This is a genomic window from Nonomuraea glycinis (assembly GCF_014646515.1).
GTDB classification, from domain to species: domain Bacteria; phylum Actinomycetota; class Actinomycetes; order Streptosporangiales; family Streptosporangiaceae; genus Nonomuraea; species Nonomuraea glycinis.
The window spans coordinates 227200-248297 of the sequence record NZ_BMNK01000014.1 but is presented as its reverse complement, the minus strand read 5'-3'; the positions used below and the strand labels follow the sequence as shown (position 1 = coordinate 248297).

Annotated in this window: 21 protein-coding genes, 1 pseudogene and 1 riboswitch; of the genes and pseudogenes, 13 read left to right on the top strand and 9 right to left on the bottom strand. The window is 70.6% G+C overall.

From position 1 onward, the window contains the following. Positions 1–81: 81 nt before the first annotated feature. Complete coding sequence (locus IEY87_RS32825; protein ID WP_189142701.1) at positions 82–2097, top strand: molybdopterin-containing oxidoreductase family protein; 2016 nt, start codon at positions 82–84, stop codon at positions 2095–2097. Here IEY87_RS32825 and IEY87_RS46115 read toward each other — a convergent pair. Then, entirely contained in the window at positions 2084–2554 is a 471-nt protein-coding gene (locus tag IEY87_RS46115; RefSeq protein ID WP_225277878.1) for a GNAT family N-acetyltransferase, read from the bottom strand. The two genes, IEY87_RS32825 and IEY87_RS46115, sit on opposite strands and share 14 nt — an antisense overlap. Positions 2555–2596: 42 nt before the next feature. Continuing rightward, positions 2597–2998 (bottom strand): annotated as a pseudogene (locus tag IEY87_RS46110) (GNAT family N-acetyltransferase); the annotation flags it as partial. A 95-nt stretch (positions 2999–3093) separates the two neighbouring features. Between IEY87_RS46110 and IEY87_RS32815 the strand changes: the two are divergent. Both IEY87_RS32815 and IEY87_RS32810 read left to right on the top strand, forming a co-directional pair. Further along, positions 3094–4212 (top strand): epoxide hydrolase family protein, encoded by a 1119-nt coding sequence (locus IEY87_RS32815; protein WP_189142699.1) that lies wholly within the window; start codon positions 3094–3096, stop codon positions 4210–4212. 95 nt (positions 4213–4307) lie between these two features. Next, positions 4308–4757, top strand: a complete 450-nt coding sequence (locus IEY87_RS32810; protein WP_225277838.1) for a hypothetical protein — start codon at positions 4308–4310, stop codon at positions 4755–4757. Between the two features lie 12 nt (positions 4758–4769). Here IEY87_RS32810 and IEY87_RS32805 read toward each other — a convergent pair whose 3' ends face one another. The 3 genes from IEY87_RS32805 to IEY87_RS32795 form a co-directional block, all read right to left on the bottom strand. After that, on the bottom strand, positions 4770–5153 hold the full coding sequence (locus tag IEY87_RS32805; RefSeq protein ID WP_189142698.1) for a VOC family protein: 384 nt from the start codon (positions 5151–5153) through the stop codon (positions 4770–4772). Positions 5154–5194: 41 nt separating this feature from the next. Next, positions 5195–5515, bottom strand: coding sequence for a DMT family transporter (locus IEY87_RS32800; protein ID WP_189142697.1), 321 nt, complete (start codon positions 5513–5515; stop codon positions 5195–5197). A gap of 31 nt (positions 5516–5546) precedes the next feature. After that, positions 5547–5603, bottom strand: a riboswitch (guanidine-III (ykkC-III) riboswitch). Between the two features lie 24 nt (positions 5604–5627). Further along, positions 5628–6425, bottom strand: a complete 798-nt coding sequence (locus IEY87_RS32795) for a class I SAM-dependent methyltransferase (RefSeq protein WP_225277839.1) — start codon at positions 6423–6425, stop codon at positions 5628–5630. Between the two features lie 101 nt (positions 6426–6526). Between IEY87_RS32795 and IEY87_RS32790 the strand changes: the two genes are divergently transcribed. Both IEY87_RS32790 and IEY87_RS32785 read left to right on the top strand, forming a co-directional pair. Further along, positions 6527–8332 carry an acyl-CoA dehydrogenase gene (locus IEY87_RS32790; protein ID WP_189142695.1) on the top strand — a complete coding sequence of 602 codons (1806 nt, stop codon included), beginning with the start codon at positions 6527–6529 and terminating at the stop codon, positions 8330–8332. Positions 8333–8496: 164 nt separating this feature from the next. Further along, positions 8497–8721 carry a DUF6458 family protein gene (locus IEY87_RS32785; RefSeq protein ID WP_189142694.1) on the top strand — a complete coding sequence of 75 codons (225 nt, stop codon included), beginning with the start codon at positions 8497–8499 and terminating at the stop codon, positions 8719–8721. Between the two features lie 7 nt (positions 8722–8728). Here IEY87_RS32785 and IEY87_RS32780 read toward each other — a convergent pair whose 3' ends face one another. After that, positions 8729–9022 (bottom strand): Dabb family protein, encoded by a 294-nt coding sequence (locus IEY87_RS32780; protein ID WP_189142693.1) that lies wholly within the window; start codon positions 9020–9022, stop codon positions 8729–8731. A gap of 77 nt (positions 9023–9099) precedes the next feature. On the opposite strand from IEY87_RS32780, the gene IEY87_RS32775 reads away from it, so the two are divergent. From IEY87_RS32775 to IEY87_RS32760, 4 genes are read left to right on the top strand one after another with little or no spacing between them, the layout of a single operon-like run. Next, positions 9100–9831: an NUDIX hydrolase gene (locus tag IEY87_RS32775; RefSeq protein ID WP_189142692.1), complete on the top strand. Its 732-nt coding sequence runs from the start codon at positions 9100–9102 to the stop codon at positions 9829–9831. Further along, a complete protein-coding gene (locus IEY87_RS32770; protein WP_189142691.1) occupies positions 9828–10919 on the top strand; it encodes a J domain-containing protein in 1092 nt (363 codons plus the stop codon). The genes IEY87_RS32775 and IEY87_RS32770 overlap by 4 nt, the downstream gene beginning before the upstream one ends. Positions 10920–10932: 13 nt before the next feature. Then, entirely contained in the window at positions 10933–11886 is a 954-nt protein-coding gene (locus IEY87_RS32765; protein WP_189142690.1) for a hypothetical protein, read from the top strand. Continuing rightward, positions 11883–13136, top strand: a complete 1254-nt coding sequence (locus tag IEY87_RS32760; protein ID WP_189142689.1) for an adenylosuccinate synthetase — start codon at positions 11883–11885, stop codon at positions 13134–13136. Before IEY87_RS32765 ends, IEY87_RS32760 begins: the two co-directional genes overlap by 4 nt. Positions 13137–13184: 48 nt before the next feature. On the opposite strand, the gene IEY87_RS32755 is transcribed toward IEY87_RS32760, so the two are convergent. From IEY87_RS32755 to pdhA, 3 genes are read right to left on the bottom strand one after another with little or no spacing between them, the layout of a single operon-like run. Beyond that, positions 13185–14654 carry a dihydrolipoamide acetyltransferase family protein gene (locus tag IEY87_RS32755; RefSeq protein ID WP_189142688.1) on the bottom strand — a complete coding sequence of 490 codons (1470 nt, stop codon included), beginning with the start codon at positions 14652–14654 and terminating at the stop codon, positions 13185–13187. A 14-nt stretch (positions 14655–14668) separates the two neighbouring features. Beyond that, positions 14669–15649 (bottom strand): alpha-ketoacid dehydrogenase subunit beta, encoded by a 981-nt coding sequence (locus IEY87_RS32750; protein WP_189142687.1) that lies wholly within the window; start codon positions 15647–15649, stop codon positions 14669–14671. Further along, complete coding sequence (pdhA, locus tag IEY87_RS32745; RefSeq protein WP_189142686.1) at positions 15646–16737, bottom strand: pyruvate dehydrogenase (acetyl-transferring) E1 component subunit alpha; 1092 nt, start codon at positions 16735–16737, stop codon at positions 15646–15648. Before pdhA ends, IEY87_RS32750 begins: the two co-directional genes overlap by 4 nt. 227 nt (positions 16738–16964) lie before the next feature. Between pdhA and purS the strand changes: the two genes are divergently transcribed. The 4 genes from purS (at position 16965) to purL (ending at position 21063) form a co-directional block, all read left to right on the top strand. After that, the gene (purS, locus tag IEY87_RS32740; RefSeq protein WP_189142685.1) at positions 16965–17210 is read left to right on the top strand and encodes a phosphoribosylformylglycinamidine synthase subunit PurS; all 246 of its coding nucleotides are present in this window, start codon (positions 16965–16967) and stop codon (positions 17208–17210) included. A 171-nt stretch (positions 17211–17381) separates the two neighbouring features. Beyond that, complete coding sequence (locus tag IEY87_RS32735) at positions 17382–17819, top strand: ATP-binding protein (RefSeq protein ID WP_225277840.1); 438 nt, start codon at positions 17382–17384, stop codon at positions 17817–17819. Between the two features lie 311 nt (positions 17820–18130). Continuing rightward, the gene (gene purQ / locus IEY87_RS32730) at positions 18131–18814 is read left to right on the top strand and encodes a phosphoribosylformylglycinamidine synthase subunit PurQ (protein WP_189142684.1); all 684 of its coding nucleotides are present in this window, start codon (positions 18131–18133) and stop codon (positions 18812–18814) included. Next, complete coding sequence (gene purL / locus IEY87_RS32725) at positions 18811–21063, top strand: phosphoribosylformylglycinamidine synthase subunit PurL (protein ID WP_189142683.1); 2253 nt, start codon at positions 18811–18813, stop codon at positions 21061–21063. Before purQ ends, purL begins: the two co-directional genes overlap by 4 nt. The last annotated feature ends 35 nt before the right edge of the window (positions 21064–21098 follow it).

The window sequence follows — 21098 nt, the reverse complement described above, 5'->3', positions numbered from 1 at the left end:
TGGGACGCTCACCCTTCACCTCTGATTTCTACCGTGCGCTCGCCTCTGGCGCGCTGATGGGCCCCACATAAACTGTCGCCCATGTCGGGCGAATTGAGTGTTTTGGGAGCTTGTCCGCTGGACTGCCCGGATACCTGCTCCTGGGTGGTCACCGTCGAGGACGGCCGGCCGGTCAGGATGCGCGGCAATCCGGACCATCCCTACACGCGCGGCGCGCTCTGCGTGAAGGTCAACCGCTACCTGGAGCAGACCCGCGCGCCCGACCGCATCCTGCACCCGATGCGCCGCGTCGGCCCCAAGGGGTCCGGCCGGTTCGAGCGGATCAGCTGGGAGGAGGCGCTGGAGGAGATCTCGGTACGGCTGCGCGGCATCGTCGCCGAGCACGGCGGCCAGGCGATCTGGCCCTACCTCGGCACCGGCACGCTGGGCTATCTGCAGGGCTGCGAGGGGGTGGCGGGACGCCGGTTCTGGAACACGCTGGGCGCCGCCAAGCACTGGCTGAACATCTGCTCGGCGGCGGGCAACAGCGGCCTGCGGCTGACCAACGGCAGCGCGGGCGGCATGGACCCGGAGAACTTCGCGCAGGCCAGGCTCATCCTGCTCTGGGGGACGAACCCGCTCACCAGCGGGCACCACTTCTGGAAGTTCGTCCAGGACGCCAAGGCGAACGGCGCGTACGTGGTGGCCATCGACCCGATCCGCACCCGTACGGCCGACCAGGCGGACCAGCATCTGGCGATCCGGCCCGGCACGGACGCGGCGCTCGCGCTCGGCCTGCTGAACGTGGTGCTCGCCGAGGGCGCGCAGGACGAGGAGTTCCTGGCCCGGCACGCGGAAGGCTGGGAGGGCTTCCGCGAGGAGATCCTGAGATATCCGGTCGAGACGGTGGCGGAGATCACCGGCATCCCGGCCGAGGACATCCACAGCCTGGGGATGCGGCTCGCGCACACCAGGCCCACCGCCATCCGCGCCACCATGGGTATCCAGCGCAACGAGGGCGGCGGCACCACGATGCGCACGATCGCCGCCATTCCCGGCGTGACCGGGGACTGGCGCCACCCCGGCGGCGGCGTCTCCTACTCCACCAGCGACCACGTCCACCTCACCATCGACACCCGCGAGGACCTGCTGCCCGCGCCGGTGCGCACGCTGACGATGACCCGGCTGGCCTCGGAGCTCGCCAAGCCGGACTCGGTGAAGTGCCTGTGGGTGTACGCCGCCAACCCGGTCGGCTCGACCGCCGACAGCAACGGGATCAGGAAGCAGCTCGAACGCGAGGACCTGTTCACCGTCGTCATGGAGCAGTTCCCCACGGACACGGTCGACTACGCCGACATCGTGCTGCCCGCCACCATGCAGACCGAGCACCTGGACCTGCACGCCGGCTACGGCCACCTCTACCTGCTGTGGAACGAGCCCGCCGCGGCGCCGCCCGGCGAGTGCCTGTCCACCACGGAGACCTTCCGCCGTCTGGCCGCGCACATGGGGATGACCGAGCCGGCGCTGTTCGACTCCGATCTGGAGCTGGCCGAGAGCCTGCTGTCCAGTGGTCATCCCTCGTTGGAGGGCATCACGGTCGACCGGCTGCGCAAGGAGGGATGGGTACGGATGAACTATCCCGAGCCGTTCACGCCGTTCGCCGAGGGCTTCCCGACCGAGTCCGGCCGGCTGCGCTTCCCGCCGCCGGGCAAGGCGTACGTTCCGTCCCTGTCCGCTCGTACGGCCGGCGCGGGGCCGTACCCGCTGACCCTGATCACTCCCGCGCCGCACCTGTTCCTGAACACGAGCTTCGGCAGCAATCCGGAGCTGCGGCGGCGGGCCAAGGATCCGGTGGTGCTGGTCAACCCGGCCGACGCCGAGGCGCGCGGGCTGGTCGGCGGGCAGCGGGTGCGGGTGCACAACGCGGGCGGCGCGTTCCTGGCCGACGTGGAGGTCAGCGACCGGGTGGCGCGCGGGGTTGTGGCCACGCCCAAGGGACGCTGGCCCAAGCTCAGCCCCGGCGGCGCCAACCCGAACGCGGTCGTCGGCGAGCGCGACGCCGACCTGGGCAGGGGGGCGGTCTACCACGACAACCTGGTCGAGATCAGCCCAGCTTGAGCTTGTAGCCCTCGTGCGAGGCGGTGAAGCCGAGCGAGTCGTAGAAGCGGTGCGCGTCGGTGCGGGACTTGTCGGAGGTGAGCTGCACCATCGCGCAGCCCCGCGCCCTGGCCCGGTCCACGGCCCACTCGATCATCCTGCGGCCCAGGCCCTGACCGCGGGCGGCGGCCGCCACCCGCACCGCCTCGATCTGGCAGCGCTCCGCGCCCAGGCGGGACAGCCCGGCGAGGTAGCTGAGCTGCATCGTGCCGATCACCTTGCCGTCCCGCTCGGCGACGATCAGCTCGTCGTGCGGGTCGGCGTCGATCCTGTCGAAGGCGGCCAGGTAGCGCTCGTCGCCCGGGTCGCCCTCGCGCTCGGCGCCCAGCGGGTCGTCGGCCAGCATCGCGACGATCGCCGGGACGTCCTGCCTGCGCGCCTGGCGGAAGAGCAGGGACAGGACGTAGTGGGACTCCATGAGGTGCGGCCGTGACGGCAGGGCCATGGTTCTGCCGCTGGGGGTGAAGCCCTTGCGGGTGTAGAGGGTTATGGCGGCGTCGTTCTGGTCCACGGTCCAGAGCTCGACCTCCCCCGCGCCGTACTCGCGGGCCCAGGCGACGGTGGCGTCCACCAGTCGCGAGGCCACACCGGCGCCCCTGGCCTCCGGAGCGACCCACATGGCCAGCAGGTGCATCCGCCCTTCCTCGGCCTTGCCGCAGACCAGCCCCACGTCGGCCCCGCCGGTCGTGGCCACCATCCACCGCGATTCCGGATTTTTCAGCCTTTCCGCCCATTGGTCGGGCAGGAACGCGCTTTCTCTCTCGTACGACGACGCGAACGCCTCGGGCGTGTCCCGGAGCGCCCGCAGCCGGATCGCCCGCAGTCGCTCCCCCTCGTCCGGTCCGAGCCGCTCAATCCCCATGTCTCGCATGGACAAATCATGTCAGGAGCGAACCTCCCTGCGGCGGGCACCTAAGCTCGGCTCACCGGACACACGGATGAGGTACAGCGGAGCGCATGGTGAGCGGATCAGAGATCTCGGAGTTCCGGGTACACGTGCCGGACGGCGACCTGGCGGACCTGCGTGCGCGGCTCGACCGCACGCGATGGCCCGACCAGTTGCCGAACGAGGAATGGCGGGGCGGTGCGCCGGTGGCTCGGGTGCGGGAGCTGGCCGAGCGCTGGCGCACCGGATTCGACTGGCGCGAGCTGGAGGCGCGGCTGGGCGAGCTCCCGCAGTTCACGACCGTGGTGGAGGGGCAGACGATCCACTTCCTGTGGGTGCGGTCCGGCGTGCCGGGAGCGCTGCCGTTGCTGGCCACGCACGGCTGGCCGGGATCATTCCTGGAGTTCGCCGACCTCGCCGGGCCCTTGAGCGGGCACGACGAGGCGTTCGACCTGGTCGTGCCGAGCATCCCGGGCTTCGGTTTCTCGCCGCTGTCGGGACCCGGCTGGAACGGCGAGCGGGTGGCCCGTGCGTGGACCGTGCTGATGGCGCGGCTGGGCTACGAGCGCTACGGCGTGCACGGCGGCGACCTCGGCGCCGGCATCTCGCGGCGGGTGGCCAGGCTCGCGCCGCGGTCGGTCGTCGGCGTCCACGTCAACTATCTGCCGACGCCGCCCTCTGGCGCAGCGGAGGAGGCACTGTCCCCGCAGGACGACGCCCGGCTGGCGGGGTACGCGAAGTGGGCCGCGGAGTTCGGCGCGTACGAGCACCTGCAGCGCACGCGCCCCCAGTCGCTGTCCTACGCGCTGACCGACTCGCCCACCGCCCTGCTGGCGTGGATCATCGAACGCTTCCACGACTGGACCGATCCCCGCCGCCGGGACCGCATCGGCGATGACGTGCTGCTCGCCGACATCGCGCTGTACTGGCTGACCGGTACGGCCGGTTCTGCCGCGCAGTTCTACCGCGAGAACGCCCTGGCGGGGCCGGTCCCGGGCCGTGGTGTGGTGCCGACCGGCGTCTCGTGCTTCCCGTACGAGATCGTGCTTCCGGTACGCGCGCTCGCCGAGCGGAGCGAGAACATCGTGTGGTGGCGTGAGCACGCCGAGGGCGGGCACTTCCCGGCTCTGGAGGTCCCCGGCACGCTGGGCACCGACCTGCGCGACTTCTTCCGCCCACTGCGTTCGTGAGACCCGCCGGGGCTGCGGGGGCGGGCACGTACCAGGGTTGATATCAGGGTCTGTCCCCGATGCGATCCGGGGGTCCGGAAAGGCACGCTGGGGTCATGAACGAAATCACCCGACGCGACGAAGTCTCGTTGTCCGGCGCCGCGCTGCGCGGTGCGCCCTGGAAGGCCGCCGTCATCGGCGGTGGCGCCGTCAGCGCCGTCAGCTTCGGCATGGGCCTGATCACCGGTGGCGGGGATCTGGTGTGGGCCCTGGGGCTCGGCATCAGCCTGTTCGCGCTGATCGCGGCCATCGGTTCGATCGCCAAGCCGGAGGAGGGCGACCGGGTGACCCGGCAGGCGCGCCTCTGGGCGCTGCGGCACCCGTGGAAGTTCGCGCTGGTGCCCGCCGGCATCACCGCCGTGCTCGACTATCCGGTGCAGCTCGTGCTCGACGGCGAAGGGGTGATCGGCTCGGCGTTCCAGGCGGGCTGGCACGGCGCGCTGGTCTACATGATCGCCGCGATCCTCGCGCTCACGATGCAGGGCCGGGCGCGCTCCGCCCGCTGAGCCCTGCGGCGATCACTGCGGCACCCCCCTCTCAGCCTCGCTCCTGCAGACGCAGAACTCGTTGCCCTCGGGGTCGAGCATGGTCACCCAGCCGGCGCCCTCGGCGGTCCGGTGGTCGCCGAAGATCGTCGCGCCCAGGCCCAGCAGCCGCTCGACCTCCTGGTCGCGGGTCCGGCCCTCGGTGCCGTTGACGTCCAGATGCACCCGGTTCTTGGTGGTCTTGGCCTCCGGCACCCGGATGAACAGCACGAACGGGTCGCGCTCGGTGCGCAGCATCACCTCGTCGTCGCCCGGCACGTCCCCCTCTCCCAGGGGAAGCCCCGTGGCCCGGCTCCACCAGGACGCCAGCTCGTACGGGTCCGCGCAGTCGATGGTCACCGCATGAATCTCGATCATTGAGCCACCCAACCGCGACACCGCTTACAGCGTCAAACCGATCAGTGCGCGCCCGCGAGGTTGAGGCCGACCACGCCGGCCACGATGAGCGCGATGGAGATCAGCCGGACCGCCGTGACCTGGTCGCCCATGATGAGCATGCCGAGCACGGCCGTGCCCACCGCGCCGATGCCCGTCCAGGCCGCGTAGGCGGTGCCCACCTCCAGCGACTTGAGCGCGTAGGCCAGCAGGCCGAAGCTGAGCACGGCCGTGAGCAGGAAGGAGACGGTCCACCACGCGTGGGTGAAGCCGTTGCTGAGCTTGAGCGACAGGGCCATGACGACCTCGGCGAGGCCGGCGAGCACGAGAACGATCCAGGCCATGGAATGACTCCTTCAGACGAGACGACAGTGCGGCGCGTCGTCTTGGCCTGCCGGGTACGGCGCATCTCGTCCGGGAGCTGAGCTCACTCGAAGAACGCCGCCCCGATCCCGGTCATTCCCACCAAAGGGTCGCCCAACGGTCGCGGGGCAGCGGCCACATGCCCATCTCCAGGGCCGTCCGCGCCACCTCGTCCGCCCGCGACGGGTCGAGGCAGATGCGGTGGCACGCGCTGGCCGCCAGGTGCTGCAGGGAGTCGAAGCGCTCCAGCGGGGCCTCACGCTCCTCCACGCGCACGGCGAAGCCGAGAGCGGCCGCCACGGCCACACAGTCCTCGGCAACCGGCCGGACGGGCCGGGTGACGCCGTGGAAGTGCTTCCAGAGGGGCTCCAGCCAGCTCATGGGGTGGCGGTGCGGCAGCTCCAGCACCACCCGGCGCCGGGCGCGGGCGTCGAGGGCGCGCAGGAACTCCGCGATGTCGGGAACGTTGTAGACCACGTGGGCGGACACCACCACGTCCACCTCGGGCACCTGCGCGGCCACGTCGGGCCAGCGGCCTTCGACGGTGGTGGCCGGCACCGCCAGTTTGTCGGCCCTGGCCGACAGCTCCTGGAGCATCTCGGCGGAGAGGTCGACGGCCCACAGGTGGCCGATCCGGTCCCGCAGCGGGAGTGACGAGGCGCCGGGGCCGGAGCCGACATCGAGCAGGGTGCCGCCGTCGGGCAGCGCCTCGGCCACCCGGGCCGTCGTGGGGCTGTCGTCCGGCGCGGCGAGCACCCTGTCGGTGCGGCTGGTGAACTGGGCGAGTGGATAGGTCCAGGGATCGACCGGGGCCTGCGCCAGGATCTCCTCCGGAATGGCCCAGGATTCCAGGCGCTCCCGCCACTTCGCGGCGAGTTCTTCGGCGTCCATGGAGAGAGCATGCCATGCATATCCATGGTTACTCGCGGGTAGCATTTCAAGTAAGGTTACTGGCGAGTACGTAAAGACCTCGGTTCAAGGAGATCTGCACCATGGGCCACTACAAGAGCAACGTGCGTGACCTGGAATTCAACCTCTTCGAGGTGTTCGGTCGACGCGAGATCCTCGGCAGCGGACCCTATGCGGACGTGGACGAGGACACTGCCCGCAGCATTCTGGAGGAGGCCGACAGACTGGCCACCGGCGTGCTCGCCGACTCCTTCGAGGAGGGCGACCGCCACCCGCCGGTGTTCGACGCCGCCACCTCGTCGGTCACCCTCCCCGACGGCGTCAAGAAGTCCTACCAGGCGCTGATCGACGGCGGCTGGTCGAGCTTCGACCTGCCCGCCGACCTCGGTGGCGCGGGCATCCCGCGCAGCCTGGCGTGGGCGACGGCCGAGCTGGTCCTGGGCGCGAACCCGGCCCTTTACATGTACGCCGCCGGCCCCAACTTCGCCTACACCATGTGGAAGGTCGGCACCCCCGAGCAGAAGCGCTTCGCGGAGCTGGCCATCGAGCGCGACTGGGGCGCCACCATGGTGCTCACCGAGCCGGACGCGGGCTCCGACGTCGGCGCCGGCCGCGCCAAGGCGGTCCAGCAGCCTGACGGCACCTGGCACATCGAGGGCGTCAAGCGTTTCATCACCAGCGGCGAGCAGGACCTCACCGAGAACATCTTCCACCTGGTGCTGGCCCGCCCGGAGGGACACGGACCCGGCACCAAGGGGCTGTCGATGTTCCTGGTGCCCAAGTTCCACGTCGACCTGGAGACCGGCGAACTGGGCGAGCGCAACGGCGTGTACGTCACCAACGTCGAGAAGAAGATGGGCCTGAAGGTCTCCACCACCTGCGAGCTCACCTTCGGCGACAAGCATCCGGCGATCGGCTGGCTGATCGGCGACGTGCACGAGGGCATCAAGCAGATGTTCATGATCATCGAGCACGCCCGCATGATGGTCGGCACGAAGGCCATCGCCACGCTGTCCACCGGCTACCTGAACGCCCTGGAGTACGCCAAGTCCCGGTTGCAGGGCGCCGACCTGACGAAGATGTCGGACAAGACCGCCCCGCGCGTGCCCATCATCAACCACCCGGACGTACGCCGCGAGCTCATGCTGCAGAAGTCGTACGCCGAGGGCATGCGCGCGCTGGTGCTCTACACCGCCACCCTCCAGGACACCATCCAGGTCAATCCGGCGGACGAGCACGCGCAGGCGCTGAACGACCTGCTGCTGCCGGTGGTCAAGGGCGTCGGCTCGGAGCGTTCGTACGAGCTGCTCTCCCGCTCGCTGCAGACGCTCGGCGGCTCGGGCTATCTGCAGGACTACCCGATCGAGCAGTACATCCGCGACGCGAAGATCGACTCCCTGTACGAGGGGACGACCGCGATCCAGGGCCTGGACCTGTTCTTCCGCAAGATCCTGCGCAACCAGGGCGCCGCGATCGGCGCGCTGCTGGGCGAGATCAACGCGTTCGCCGCCTCCGAGGCCGGCAACGGCCGGCTGAAGGAGGAGCGCAAGCTGCTCGCCGAGGCCGCCGCGGACATCAAGGCCATGGGCGACACGATGGCCGGCTGGGCGCTGGGCTCGCTGGAGTCGCCCTCCGAGGTCTACAAGGTCGGCCTGAACTCCACCAGGTTCCTGCTCGCGCTGGGCGACCTGGTGATCGGCTGGCTGCTGCTGCGCCAGGCCGAGGTGGCCCTGGCCAAGCTGACCGACGGCGAGGACGCCTTCTACCGGGGCAAGGTCGCCGCCGCGTCGTTCTTCGCCAAGACCGTGCTGCCCCGCCTGACCGCCGAGCGTCAGGTGCTGGCCGCCACCGGCCTGGAGGTCATGGACCTTCCGGAGGAGGCTTTCTGAACCCTCTGCCTCCCGCGGCAGTCAGGGAGAACGCCCACTCCGATCCCGGAGCGGGCGTTCGCCGTTACGGAGCCGTCGCCCGGCGGGCCTGCCAAGTGGCGGGTGTGATCGCCCATACTCGGGTATGACCGGGGGCGTACGCACGCTTTACTCAGGAGGCTTTCATGGGTGTCGGGGTCAGCATCTTCTTCCTCACGCTCGGCGCCATCCTGCGATTCGCGATCGAGCCCGACGTGTTCGGCGAGAGCGTGCACATGGACATCATCGGCCTGATCTTCATGATCGTCGGTGGCGTGGGGATCGTGCTGAGCGTCGTGCTGGCGCCCAGGCGCGGCCAGACCTCGGACAACCGGCTGATGCACCGCGAGAACAACCCGCCGGACGCCTGAGGCCCGCCTAGAAGGTGAACTGCACGGCGGCCCGGCTCTCCAGGATCGGCGTGATGAACCCGAGGATCAGCTCTCGATGCGCCGGGTGATCCCGATAGACCAGGTAGTCGGCCTCGTTGTCGAAGTCGGCGACGATCCCGAAGTGGTGGTTGCCGGGGTTGATGCCGGCGTCGGGGCCGAACTTGTAGGAGCGGATCTCGGGGATCCGGCCGGGGAGCTCGGCCAGCTCGGCCGCCAGCGCGGCCTTCTGCTTGTCGGTGGCGTCCTCTGACCAGGTGAGCAAGACCACGTGACGAATCATGCGGCGCATCCTATCGACAGCGACGCGTCGCTCTGGTTATTCTCATCTTGAGACTTACTCACTATGAGAAGGACATCATGGAAGAGTTCCTGGCCTCGTACAACCCGCGGCTCTACGCGCCGGTGGCGGTGACCGTGGACGTGGTGGCGCTCACCGTTCGCGACCGGCGGCTGCACGTCCTCATCGTCGAGCGCGGCGTCGAGCCGTACGCGGGGAGCTGGGCGCTGCCCGGCGGCTTCATCAAGCCGGACGAGGACCTCGCGGAGGCGGCGGTGCGCGAGCTGGCCGAGGAGACCGGGCTGGACACCAGGCCCGCGCACATCGAGCAGCTCGCCAGCTACGGCGCGCCGGCCCGTGACCCGCGCATGCGGGTGGTGTCGATCTCCTACCTGGCCTTCGCGCCCGACCTGCCCGACCCACGGGCCGGCAGCGACGCGGCGGCCGCCGTCTGGCACCCGGTCGACGACCTGCCGCCGCTCGCCTTCGACCACGGGCGGATCCTCGCCGAAGGGGTCGAGCGGGCCCGCGCCAAGCTGGAGTACACCCCGCTGGCCACCGCCTTCGCCGGTGACACGTTCACCGTCTCCGAGCTGCGGCTGATCTACGAGAGCGTGTGGGGGACGCCGCTGCACGCGGGCAACTTCCACCGCAAGGTGCTGTCCGTCCCCGGGTTCGTGGAGGGCACGGGTGAGACGACCGAGTCCGGCGGGGTCCGCGGCGGGCCCCGGGCCAAGCTCTACCGCGCGGGCGACGCCCGGCTCCTCCATCCGGCACTGCTGCGGCCCTCGCGCGAGGAGGAGATCCGATGACCACGACATTCGACGCCTCCGGCCGCGAGGGAGGTGGCTCGATGACCACGGCCGAGGCGGAGGCGATCGTCGCCGGAGCGCGGTCGGCGGCCGAGTTGTTCGCGGGTGGGTCGCCGGTGCGGGTGTACCGGCGGCTGGCGCGGCTGCTGCACCCGGACGTCTCCCCGGGCTCGGCGGCGGCGTTCGCCCGGCTGGCCACGCTGTGGGAGATCCACAACCAGGGTCAGCGGGTCGGCCACTACCGCGTCGGCCCGCCCCTCCACAAGGGCGGCACCGCCGTGCTCTACCCGGCCGCCACAGCCGCCGCCCCAGACGCCGGCTCAGCCGACGGACCGGGCGGCCGGGCGGGTAGCGGGCCGGACGCTGGGGTGGGTGGCCGGGCGGCCAGGGGGCCGGACGCTGGGGTGGGTGGGGCGGGATCGGTGGGCGGGGTGGTGCTCAAGGTGGCGCGGGTGCCGGTGGACAGTCACCTGCTGGTGCGGGAGGCCACCGCGCTTCGGGAGCTCGCCGGCAACGCGGACCCGCGCTTCCTGCCGTACATCCCCCGCTTGATCGAGAAATTTCGCTATAAAACCGGCGCTACGGTACGGCAGGCGAACGTGATCAGTCGTGCCCCCGACGGGTTCGTCGGCCTGGACCGGATCGGCACCGGGCTCGATCCCAGGGACGTGGCGTGGATCTGGCGGCGCATGCTGGTGGCCGTCGGCCTGGCCCACCGCGCCGGGATCGCGCACGGCGCGGTGCTCCCCCGCCACGTCCTCGTCCACCCCCTCGACCACGGGCTCATCCTCGTCGACTGGTGCCAGGCCCAGGACCTCGCCCCGACCGGCGGCACGCTCGGCACCCCAGGCGGAACGGGGGCCGGGATGAGCCCCGGCGGGACGGCTCCGGCCGGGGCGCGGGGGGACGTCCAGGCGGTCACGCGGTGTGTCGCCGGGTTGCTGGGCGAGCACCCCAAGGCGATGCGCGCCTTCGTACGCGGGTGCCTGCTGCGGCCGCCCGCCGACGCCTGGGCGCTGCTCGCCGAGCTGGACGAACTGCTCGAAACGCTTTACGGGCCGCGCACGTACCGGCCTCTTCACCTCTAGGGAAGGATCCCCCATGGGAAGCGGAATCTGGTCCACCGACGTCTACGCCTCGGCCGCCCACCACCGGAAGGCCACCGGCGCCAGTGCCTTCGCCCACACCGACAGCGGCGCCACCACCACCCACCCCGACCTCTCGCCGTACAAGATCACCAGGGAGAGCCGCGACTCCGCCGAGCACCCGAACTCGCTGGCCATCTCGGTGCTGTTCGACGTGACGGGCTCCATGGGGCACGTGCCGCGCACGCTGCAGACCAAGCTGCCGGACCTGCTCGGGCTGCTGCTGCGCAAGGGGTACGCCGAGGACCCGCAGATCATGTTCGGCGCGATCGGCGACGCCACCTGCGACCGGGCGCCGCTGCAGGTCGGGCAGTTCGAGTCCGACAACCGGATGGACGAGCAGCTCGGCCGGATCCTGCTCGAAGGCGGGGGCGGCGGGCAGAAGACCGAGTCCTACGAGCTGGCCATGTACTTCATGGCCAGGCACACCACGATCGACTGCTACGAGAAGCGGGGCCGGCGCGGCTACCTGTTCATCATCGGCGACGAGCTGCCCTATCCCCGGGTCAGCCGCAAGATGGCGCACACGCTGATCGGCGACCCGATCGAGCGCGACATCAAGGTGGCCGACATGGTCGCCGAGCTGACCAGGAAGTACGACGTCTACTACATCCTGCCCGCCGGGACCAGCTACGCCGGCGACCGCGAGGTGCTGTCGGTCTGGCGCGGCCTGCTCGGGCAGAACGTGCTGGAGCTCGACGACCTCGACGCGGTGTGCGAGACGATCGCACTCACCGTCGGGCTCGGCGAGGACGCCATCGACCTCGCCCAGGGCCTCGACGACCTGGCCGGGCTGGGCTCGGACGCCGGGGCGTCGGTGTCGAAGGCGCTGGCCAGGCTGGACCGGGGCACGCTGGTCGTGTCCGAGCCGCTCGACGGGCTCGGCGGGCTCGACGGGCTCGGCGGGTGACCGAGCATGTGATCGTCGCCGACCTCGGGTACGGCGACGCCGGCAAGGGCACCGTCGTGGACTGGCTGTGCTCCCACGCAGGCTCCCGTGAGCCGGTCCAGGCGGTGGTCCGCTTCAACGGCGGGGCCCAGGCGGCGCACAACGTGGTGCTGCCCGACGGCAGGCAGCACACGTTCGCCCAGTTCGGGTCGGGCACGATGCGCGGGGTGCCCACCTATCTGTCGAGGTACGTGGTGGTCGACCCGCTGGCCTTGTCCGCCGAGGCGGCCCATCTGGTGTCCATCGGCGTGCGGGACCCGTACGGACTGGTGAGTGTGGATCGGGAGGCGCTGGTCGCGACGCCGTACCACGTGGCGGCGGGGCGGCGGCGCGAGCTGGCGCGCGGGGCGGACCGGCACGGGTCGTGCGGGATGGGGGTGGGCGAGACGATGGCGTTCGCGCTGGCCCGGCCGGAGCTGGCGCCGCGCGCCGGCGACTGCGCGCGGCCCCGGGTGCTGGCGGGCAAGTTGCGGGCGGTGCGTGAGGCGCTGGGGGTGGGCGGGCCGCCGGTGGAGGACTGCGTCGCGGCTTACGGCGCGTTCGCCTCGGCGGTGGCTCTCACCGATGACGGGCACCTGCCACGGCTGCTCAGGCGGGGGCCGGTGGTGTTCGAAGGGGCGCAGGGGGTGCTGCTGGACGAGCGGCACGGCTTCCATCCGTACACGACCTGGAGCACCACGACGTTCGGGAACGCGCTCGACCTGCTGGCGGGGGTCGGCGCGGCGCGGCTCGGCGTGCTGCGGACCTACACCACCCGGCATGGGCCGGGGCCGCTGGTCACCGAGGACCCCACCCTGGAGCTGCCCGAGCGGCACAACGGCACCGGGCCGTGGCAGGGGGCGTTCAGGTTGGGCCACTTCGACGCGGTCGCGCACCGGTACGCGCTGGAGGCCGCCGGGGGGTGCGACGGGCTGGCGCTCACCCATCTGGACGCGCTGGTGTCGCGGATGTGCGTGGGGTACGAGGGGGGCGCGCCTGCTGTCCTGGAGGCGCGGGTGGAGGAGGAGCGGGCGCTGGCTCGGCAGGGCGCTCTGGCCGCTCGCCTGCTGCGCGAGAGGCCGGTGTACGGGGAGCCGGTGACGGACTGGCCGGCCGCCGTGTCCGAGGCGCTGGGCGTGCCTGTGGTGCTGGGGTCGTGGGGGGCCACGTCCCGCGACAAACGCCTGCTCACCGAGACCGGGCCCCACCTGTCGTCCGGCCGGGCCGCCTGAGGCGACGTCGGCTGGTGGGAGGGCGCTGTCAGGCGCCCTCCCGGTGGGTCAGGTCCAGGCCAGGACGCGGAGGGGGTCCTCCAGCATCGCGCCTACGTCGCGGAGGAAGAGCGAGCCGAGTTCGCCGTCCACCACGCGGTGGTCGAAAGAGAGCGACAGGGTCGTCACCTTGCGTACGGCGAGTTGGCCGTCCACCACCCAGGGCTGGTCCCTGATCTGGCCGAAGGCGAGGATGGCGGTCTCGCCGGGGTTCAGGATCGGGGTGCCGGCGTCCACGCCGAAGACGCCCACGTTGGTGATCGTGATCGTGCCTCCCGCCATCTCGGGCGGCTGGGTGCGGCCCGCTCTGGCGGTCTCCGCGAGCTGGGCCAGGTGCTCGGCCAGGTCGGGGAGGGAGAGTTGGTGGGCGTTCTTGATGTTGGGCACCACCAGGCCGCGGGGGGTCGCGGCGGCTATGCCCAGGTTCACGTAGTGCTTGACGACGATTTCCTGGGCCGCCTCGTCCCAGGCGGAGTTGATCATCGGGTGGCGTTTGGCGGCGGTCAGGACTGCTTTGGCCACCAGCAGCAGGGGGGAGACCTTGACGTCGGCGAACTCCGGCAATGTTCGCAGGCGCTTGACGGCCTCCATCGTGGCCGTGGCGTCCACCTGGAGGAACTCGGTGACGTGCGGGGCGGTGAAGGCGCTGCCGACCATGGCTTGGGCGGTCATCTTGCGCACGCCCTTGACGGGGATGCGCTCCTCCAGCGCTTGTACGGTCTGCGCGGCGGGTGGCTCCTGGAGCGGGAGTTCCTCCGGGCCGGTGGCGGCGTGGACGTCCTCGCGGGTGATGGAGCCTTGGGGGCCTGTTCCGGTGATGGTGGCGAGGTCTACGCCGAGGTCCTTGGCCAGTTTGCGTACCGGTGGCTTGGCCAGGACCGTTATACGGCTCACGTCCGTACGCGTTGCGCCGACCTCCGCCGTACCCCTACTCACCGCCCCGGCGCTGGGAGCCGCGGGCGGCGGGGTGCCGGGAGCGGGCGACGGCTGGGTGCCTGGGAGTTCGGTGCGGTCGGGGTTGGCTACGGGAGGGGCTGGGATGGTGGCGGGGGTGGGAGTTTTGCGGGGGCGGCGTCTTGTCGCGCCGATCTTTACGCCGTAGCCGACGAGGACCGCCTGGCGTTCCTCTTTGGGGGCCGGGCTGCCGTGGGCGCCGGGCTCGACGGCGCCTTCGGCGGGTGGGCTGGGCACCAGGTCCTCCGCCAGTGCTCGCCGTTCCACCGGGACGTCGGGTGCGGGCTCGCCGGTTTCCACGGCGATGATGGGCAGGCCCACCTCGACGGTCACGCCCTCGTCCGCCAGGAGGTCCGCCACCACGCCGTGCCACGGGATGGGCAGCTCGACGATGGACTTGGCGGTCTCGATCTCGACGACGATCTGGTTGACCTTGACCTCGTCGCCCGGCTGGACGTGCCAGCGGACGATCTCGGCCTCGGTCAGTCCTTCGCCGACGTCGGGGAGCTTGAATTCACGTCTCACGAACGATCCCCCTGTCAGAAGCCGAAGGCGCGGTCGACGGCGTCGAGCACCCTGTCGAGGTCGGGTAGGTAGTGCTCCTCCAGCTTGGACGGCGGGTAGGGGGTGGAGAACCCGCCGACGCGCAGCACGGGCGACTCCAGGTGGTAGAAGCACTGCTCGGTGATGCGCGCGGCCAGTTCGGCGCCGAAGCCGCTGTTGACGGGGGCCTCGTGCACGACGACGACCCGGCCGGTCCGGCGCGCGGACTCCATGACGAGGGGGGCGTCCAGAGGGTTGAGTGAGCGCAGGTCGATGACCTCCAGGGAGCGGCCGTCCTCCTCGGCGGCCGTGGCGGCCTCCAGGCAGGTCTTGACCATGGGCCCGTAGGCGAGCAGCGTCACGTCGTCGCCCGCCCTGACCACCTTGGCGCGGTCCATCGGGGTCCACCAGCCGGTGTCGGTGGTGTCGATCTCGGCCTTCTCCCAGTAGCGGCGCTTGGGCTCGAAGAAGATGACCGGGTCGTCGCAGTGGATGGCCTGCTGGATCATCGCGTAGGCGTCGGCCGGGTTGGAGCAGGCGATGACCCGCAGGCCGGCCGTGTGGGTGAAGTAGGCCTCGGGTGACTCGCTGTGGTGCTCCACGGCGCCGATGCCGCCGCCGCACGGGATGCGTACGACGACCGGAAGTTTGATCGCGCCCAGCGAGCGCATCGGCATCTTGGCGAGCTGGGTGATGATCTGGTCGGCGGCGGGGAAGACGAACCCGTCGAACTGGATCTCGCACACCGGCCGGTAGCCGCGCAGCGCCAGCCCGATCGCGGTGCCGACGATGCCGGACTCGGCCAGCGGCGTGTCGATCACCCGGTCCTCGCCGAAGTCCTTCTGCAGGCCGTCGGTGACGCGGAAGACGCCGCCGAGCTTGCCGACGTCCTCGCCCATGATGAGGACCTTGGGGTCGTCCTCCATGGCCTTGCGCATGCCCTCGTTGAGCGCCTTGGACAGGCTCAGCACGGTCATCTCTCGAACCCCTCCAGGTAGGCGGCGTACTGGGCGCGTTCCTCGTCCATCAGCGCGTGCGGCTCGGCGTAGACGTGGTCGAAGATGTCGAGCGGCCCGGGGTCGGGCATGGCCAGGCAACGGCTGCGCAGGTCGGCGCCGAGCCCTTCGGCCTCGGCGTCCACGGAGTCGAAGAACTCCTGGTCGGCCAGCTCGTTCTTGAACAGGTAGGCCTTGACGCGCTCGATCGGGTCCTTGAGCTTCCACGCCTCCAGCTCGCTGGCCACGCGGTAGCGGGTGGGGTCGTCGGTGGTGGTGTGGGCGCCCATCCGGTACGTGAACGCCTCGATGAGCGTGGGGCCCTGGCCTTCGCGGGCGTTCTTCAGCGCCTGGCGGGTGACGGCCAGGCAGGCGAAGACGTCGTTGCCGTCGACCCTGATGCCGGGGAAGCCGAAGCCGGAGGCCCGGCGGTAGAGGGGGATGCGGGTCTGCTTCTCCAGCGGCTCGGAGATGGCCCACTGGTTGTTCTGGCAGAAGAACACGATCGGCGCGTTGAAGACGCTGGCCCAGATGAACGACTCGTTCACGTCGCCCTGGGAGGTGGCGCCGTCGCCGAAGTAGGCGATGGTCGCCGCGGTGGCGTCGTCGCGCTGGATGCCCATGGCGTAGCCGACGGCGTGCAGCGTCTGGCTGCCGATGACGATCGTGTAGAGGTGGAAGTTGTGCTCCTTGGGGTCCCAGCCGCCGTGGTTGACGCCGCGGAACAGGCCGAGGAGCTTCACCGGGTCGACGTCGCGGCACCAGGCCACGCCGTGCTCACGGTAGGTGGGGAAGGCCATGTCGGTGTCGGTCAGGGCTCTGCCGGAGCCGATCTGGGCGGCTTCCTGACCGAGGAGGGAGGCCCAGATGCCGAGCTCGCCCTGCCGTTGCAGGGCCACGGCCTCAAGGTCGATGCGCCGTACGAGAACCAGGTCCCGGTAGAGGGATCTGACCTCCTCCGGAGTCAGGTCGATGTCGTAGTCGGGGTGCTCGACCCGCTCGCCTTCGGGGGTGAGGAGTTGAACGAGCTCGGGGGGTGCTTCGGCACCACGAGAGGCGTCGACTGTCACGTGCCGCTCCTGTGCGGTCGGGGCCGGTCTTGGTGGGGTCGCCACCTACGTCCGGCCTGGTGAGCGTCCGGACCATGTGATGGTGGTTCGTCCGCGCTTGGGGACATGGTGGCAGACGTCACAGCCCTTCGCGCAAGCCCCATCTCCTCCCCGTTCCCGTTGTACCCGCTGCCACACGCGCGGGTAGGCTGTCCTTTGCCAATCCCGCCTTACCCTGGAGGAACGCAGTGGCGCGCGTCATCGTAGACGTCATGCTGAAGCCCGAGATTCTCGACCCGCAGGGCCAGGCGATCGCCCGTGCGCTGCCCCGGCTGGGGTTCTCCGGCGTGTCAGCCGTACGGCAGGGCAAGCGGTTCGAGGTGGAGCTCGACGGTCCGGCCGACGAGGCGGCACTTGCGGACGTCCGAAAGATGGCCGAGACCCTGCTGGCCAACACCGTGATCGAGGACTTCACGCTGCGTGTTGAGGGGTAAAACGCCACATTTGATACCTCAAATGCCGCTCGCGGGCTTAAGCGGGGGTTCTGGCGTGCCGCAATGCCACGGGCCGGCCAACACTAAATAACAACAGCGTGATTTTGCGGTTAGCCCCGATTTCACGGGGAAACTTACTCCAGGTAACATTCCGGAGCCCGGAGGAGTCCGGTGGACATTGAGTTCTCGTTGGCACTGCCTCGGGACGCCATAGGCATCCCGATGGTCAGGCGAGTGCTCGGCGACGCGATGCGCTCGTTGCATGTGAGTGAGTCGTGCATCGCCGACATGCTGCTCGCGGTCTCCGAGGCGTGCTCCAACGCGGTGCGGCACGGCGGTCCCGCCAACCGCTACGAAGTGACGGCGTCGATCGGTTACGGCCGCTGCGATGTGCGCGTGGCCGACAGCGGGGACGGTCTGCCGTCGATGCCGCTGCACTTTCCCCCCGCCGACACCGAGAACGGCCGTGGTCTGCTGATCATGCGCTCGGTGGTCGACGAGATCTCCTTCGGCATCACCCCCGGCCGTGGCACCACGGTGCACATGCGCAAGCAGCTCGCCTGGGACGACGCGGCCGACGACCACGCCCGCGAGCTCGCCGCCGTCTGAGGTTGCGCGTCGGGGCGTCGAACACCCCGCTGAACACCTCCTGACCTGGGCTTTCAGACAGCAGGCAGGGACTGTCCGCTGATGAATATCAGAATTGTCCCCCTCGGCATGTCAGAAACGTCCATGATCAACTGTCATTTCTGTCCGTAGCCGGTGCGCTTGCCCTGCTGCCGGTCAGTGGCTGCCGGTGGGGTGGGGGCGCTGCCGGTGGGAGGTTGATGAGGAGCATGGGGACGTACCCGATAACCTGAAGTGACCGCCGCCTGCCTCGGGGATGGCGGCTGCGCAACTCCTCGAAGGGGACGACTGTCATGACCGCTGCCCGTGTGGGCGTAGTCACGTTTCCAGGCACTCTCGACGACCAGGACGCCGCCAGGGCCGTAGGGCTCGTGGGTGCGCAGGCCGTGCCCCTGTGGCACGCCGATCACGATCTCAAGGGGGTCGACGCCGTCTTTCTGCCCGGCGGCTTCTCCTACGGCGACTATCTGCGGTGCGGAGCCATCTCCCGGTTCGCGCCGCTGATGGAGGAGCTCATCCCGGCCGCCCGCGCGGGGCTGCCGGTGCTGGGCACGTGCAACGGGTTCCAGATCCTGTGCGAGGCGCACCTGCTGCCCGGCGCGCTGACCCGCAACGCCTCTCTGCACTATGTCTGCCGTGACCAGCGGGTCCGGATCGAGTCCGCGGACACCGCCTGGACCGGCGCGTTCGAGGCGGGCCAGGAGATCGTGCTGCCGGTCAAGCACGGCGAGGGCCGCTACGTCGCCTCCGCCGAGACGCTGGCCGAGCTGGAGTCCGCCGGGCGGGTGGTCGTGCGCTACGTGGGCGGCAACCCCAACGGGTCGATGAACGACATCGCGGGCATCCGCAACGAGGCGGGCAACGTCGTCGGCCTCATGCCGCACCCGGAGCACGCCGTCGAGGACCTGGTCGGCGCGCCGAGCACCGACGGCCTCGGCTTCTTCACCTCCATTCTCAAGAAGCTGGTGAACGCATGAGCACCGACTCCGTCAGCAGGGCCGAGGGCACGCCCGACGAGCCGATGCCCTACGCCGAGCTGGGCATGAAGCGGGAGGAGTACGACCGGGTCCGCGAGATCCTCGGCCGTCGCCCCACCGGCTCCGAGCTGGCCATCTACAGCGTCATGTGGTCCGAGCACTGCTCCTACAAGTCGTCCAAGGTGCATCTGAAGCAGTTCGCCACCAAGGCGCCCAAGTCCGAGGCGCTGCTGGTGGGCATGGGCGAGAACGCCGGCGTGGTGGACATCGGCGACGGCTGGGCGGCCACGTTCAAGATCGAGTCGCACAACCACCCGTCCTACGTCGAGCCGCACCAGGGCGCCGCCACCGGCGTCGGCGGGATCGTGCGCGACATCATGTCGATGGGCGCCCGCCCGATCGCGGTCATGGACGCGCTCCGCTTCGGCGGCGCCGACCAGGACGACACCCGCCGGGTGCTGCCCGGCGTGGTGGAGGGCATCAGCCACTACGGCAACTGCCTGGGCCTGCCCAACATCGGCGGCGAGGTCGTCTTCGACCCGTGTTATATCGGCAACCCGCTGGTCAACGCGCTCTGCGTGGGCCTGCTGCGCAAGGACCAGATCAAGCTCGCCGTCGCGCCCGGCCCCGGCAACAAGGTCGTGCTGTTCGGCGCCTCCACCGGCCCTGACGGCATCGGCGGCGCGAGCGTCCTGGCCAGCGCCACCTTCGAGGACGAGTCCCATGCCAAGCGGCCCGCCGTGCAGGTGGGCGACCCGTTCATGGAGAAGCTGCTCATCGAGTGCTGCCTGGAGCTCTACGCCGCCGACGTGGTCGTGGGCATCCAGGACCTGGGCGCGGCCGGGGTGTCCTGCGCGACGACCGAGCTGGCCGCCAAGGGCACCGGCGGCATGCACGTCGACCTCAACTTGGTCCCGCTCCGTGATCCCTCCCTGGTGCCGGAGGAGATCCTGATGAGCGAGTCGCAGGAGCGGATGATGGCCGTCGTACGGCCCGCCGACATCGACGCGTTCATGGCGATCTGCGAGCGGTGGGACGTCCCCGCCACCGTGATCGGTGAGGTGACCGACACCGGCAGGCTGGTGATGACCTGGAACGGCGAGACCATCGTCGACATCCCGCCGGGCACCGCCGCCGACGAGGGCCCGGTCTACGAGCGGCCCCTGCACGAGCCCGCCGGCCAGGTGGCGCTCAACTCCGACACCCCCGACGGCCTGGCCCGACCTGCGGACCTGCGCGCCACGCTGCTGCAACTCCTCGGCTCGCCCAACCTGGCGTCGAAGGAGTGGGTGACCGGTCAGTACGACCGTTACGTGCGCTCCAACACCGTGCTCGCCCAGCCCGCCGACGCCGGGATGCTGCGCATCTCCGAGGCGATCGCCGGCGCCGAGCCGACCACCAGGGGCATCGCGCTGTCCACCGACGGCAACGGCCGCTACGCCAAGCTCGACCCCTACGCCGGAGCCCAGCTCGCGCTGGCCGAGGCCTACCGCAACGTCGCGGTGACCGGGGCCAAGCCGCTGGCCGTCACCAACTGCCTCAACTTCGGCTCCCCCGAGGACCCCGAGGTGATGTGGCAGTTCGCCGAGGCCGTGCGCGGCCTGGCCGACGCCTGCCGGACGCTCGGCGTGCCGGTCACCGGCGGCAACGTCTCCTTCTACAACCAGACGGGCTCCACCCCGATCCACCCGACGCCCGTCGTCGGCGTGCTCGGGGTGATCGACGACGTGGCCAAGCGGGTGCCGACCGGCTTCACCGGCGAAGGGCTGCGGGTCGCGCTGCTCGGCGAGACGAGCGCGGAGTTCGGCGGCTCGGAGTGGGCGCACGTCGTCCACGGCCACCTCGGCGGCCTGCCGCCGCAGGCGAACCTGGTGGCCGAGCAGGCGCTCGGCGCCGTCCTGGTCGAAGCGGCCAGGCGCGGCCTGCTGGAGGGCTCGCACGACCTGTCCGACGGCGGTCTGGCCATCGCGCTGGCGGAGTCCTGCCTGGCGCGCGGTGTCGGCGCCACCGTGGCGCTGAGCGGCGAGCCGTTCACCGACCTGTTCAGCGAGTCGGCGTCCAGGGCGCTGGTCGTGGTCCGGCCGGAGTCCTTCGACGAGCTCGCCGCGCTCTGCTTCGAGCACGAGGTGCCCTGCTACGGGCTCGGCGTCACCGGCGGCACCTCGCTGGTGGTGGAGGACGTGCTGGAAGTGCCGGTCGAGGAGCTGCGCGCGACCCACACGGGCACGCTGCCGGCGCTGTTCGGCTGATCGTCAACACCTAGGGCCGGTACGGACTCCGTACC

Bases quoted from the DNA above. Each gene is read 5' to 3' on its own strand.
- IEY87_RS32825 (WP_189142701.1), top strand. From the start codon at position 82: ATGTCGGGCGAATTGAGTGTTTTGGGAGCTTGTCCGCTGGACTGCCCG.
- IEY87_RS46115 (WP_225277878.1), bottom strand. From the start codon at position 2,554: ATGGAGTCCCACTACGTCCTGTCCCTGCTCTTCCGCCAGGCGCGCAGG.
- IEY87_RS32815 (WP_189142699.1), top strand. From the start codon at position 3,094: ATGGTGAGCGGATCAGAGATCTCGGAGTTCCGGGTACACGTGCCGGAC.
- IEY87_RS32810 (WP_225277838.1), top strand. From the start codon at position 4,308: ATGAACGAAATCACCCGACGCGACGAAGTCTCGTTGTCCGGCGCCGCG.
- IEY87_RS32805 (WP_189142698.1), bottom strand. From the start codon at position 5,153: ATGATCGAGATTCATGCGGTGACCATCGACTGCGCGGACCCGTACGAG.
- IEY87_RS32800 (WP_189142697.1), bottom strand. From the start codon at position 5,515: ATGGCCTGGATCGTTCTCGTGCTCGCCGGCCTCGCCGAGGTCGTCATG.
- IEY87_RS32795 (WP_225277839.1), bottom strand. From the start codon at position 6,425: ATGGACGCCGAAGAACTCGCCGCGAAGTGGCGGGAGCGCCTGGAATCC.
- IEY87_RS32790 (WP_189142695.1), top strand. From the start codon at position 6,527: ATGGGCCACTACAAGAGCAACGTGCGTGACCTGGAATTCAACCTCTTC.
- IEY87_RS32785 (WP_189142694.1), top strand. From the start codon at position 8,497: ATGGGTGTCGGGGTCAGCATCTTCTTCCTCACGCTCGGCGCCATCCTG.
- IEY87_RS32780 (WP_189142693.1), bottom strand. From the start codon at position 9,022: ATGATTCGTCACGTGGTCTTGCTCACCTGGTCAGAGGACGCCACCGAC.
- IEY87_RS32775 (WP_189142692.1), top strand. From the start codon at position 9,100: ATGGAAGAGTTCCTGGCCTCGTACAACCCGCGGCTCTACGCGCCGGTG.
- IEY87_RS32770 (WP_189142691.1), top strand. From the start codon at position 9,828: ATGACCACGACATTCGACGCCTCCGGCCGCGAGGGAGGTGGCTCGATG.
- IEY87_RS32765 (WP_189142690.1), top strand. From the start codon at position 10,933: ATGGGAAGCGGAATCTGGTCCACCGACGTCTACGCCTCGGCCGCCCAC.
- IEY87_RS32750 (WP_189142687.1), bottom strand. From the start codon at position 15,649: ATGACCGTGCTGAGCCTGTCCAAGGCGCTCAACGAGGGCATGCGCAAG.
- purQ (WP_189142684.1), top strand. From the start codon at position 18,131: ATGACCGCTGCCCGTGTGGGCGTAGTCACGTTTCCAGGCACTCTCGAC.
- purL (WP_189142683.1), top strand. From the start codon at position 18,811: ATGAGCACCGACTCCGTCAGCAGGGCCGAGGGCACGCCCGACGAGCCG.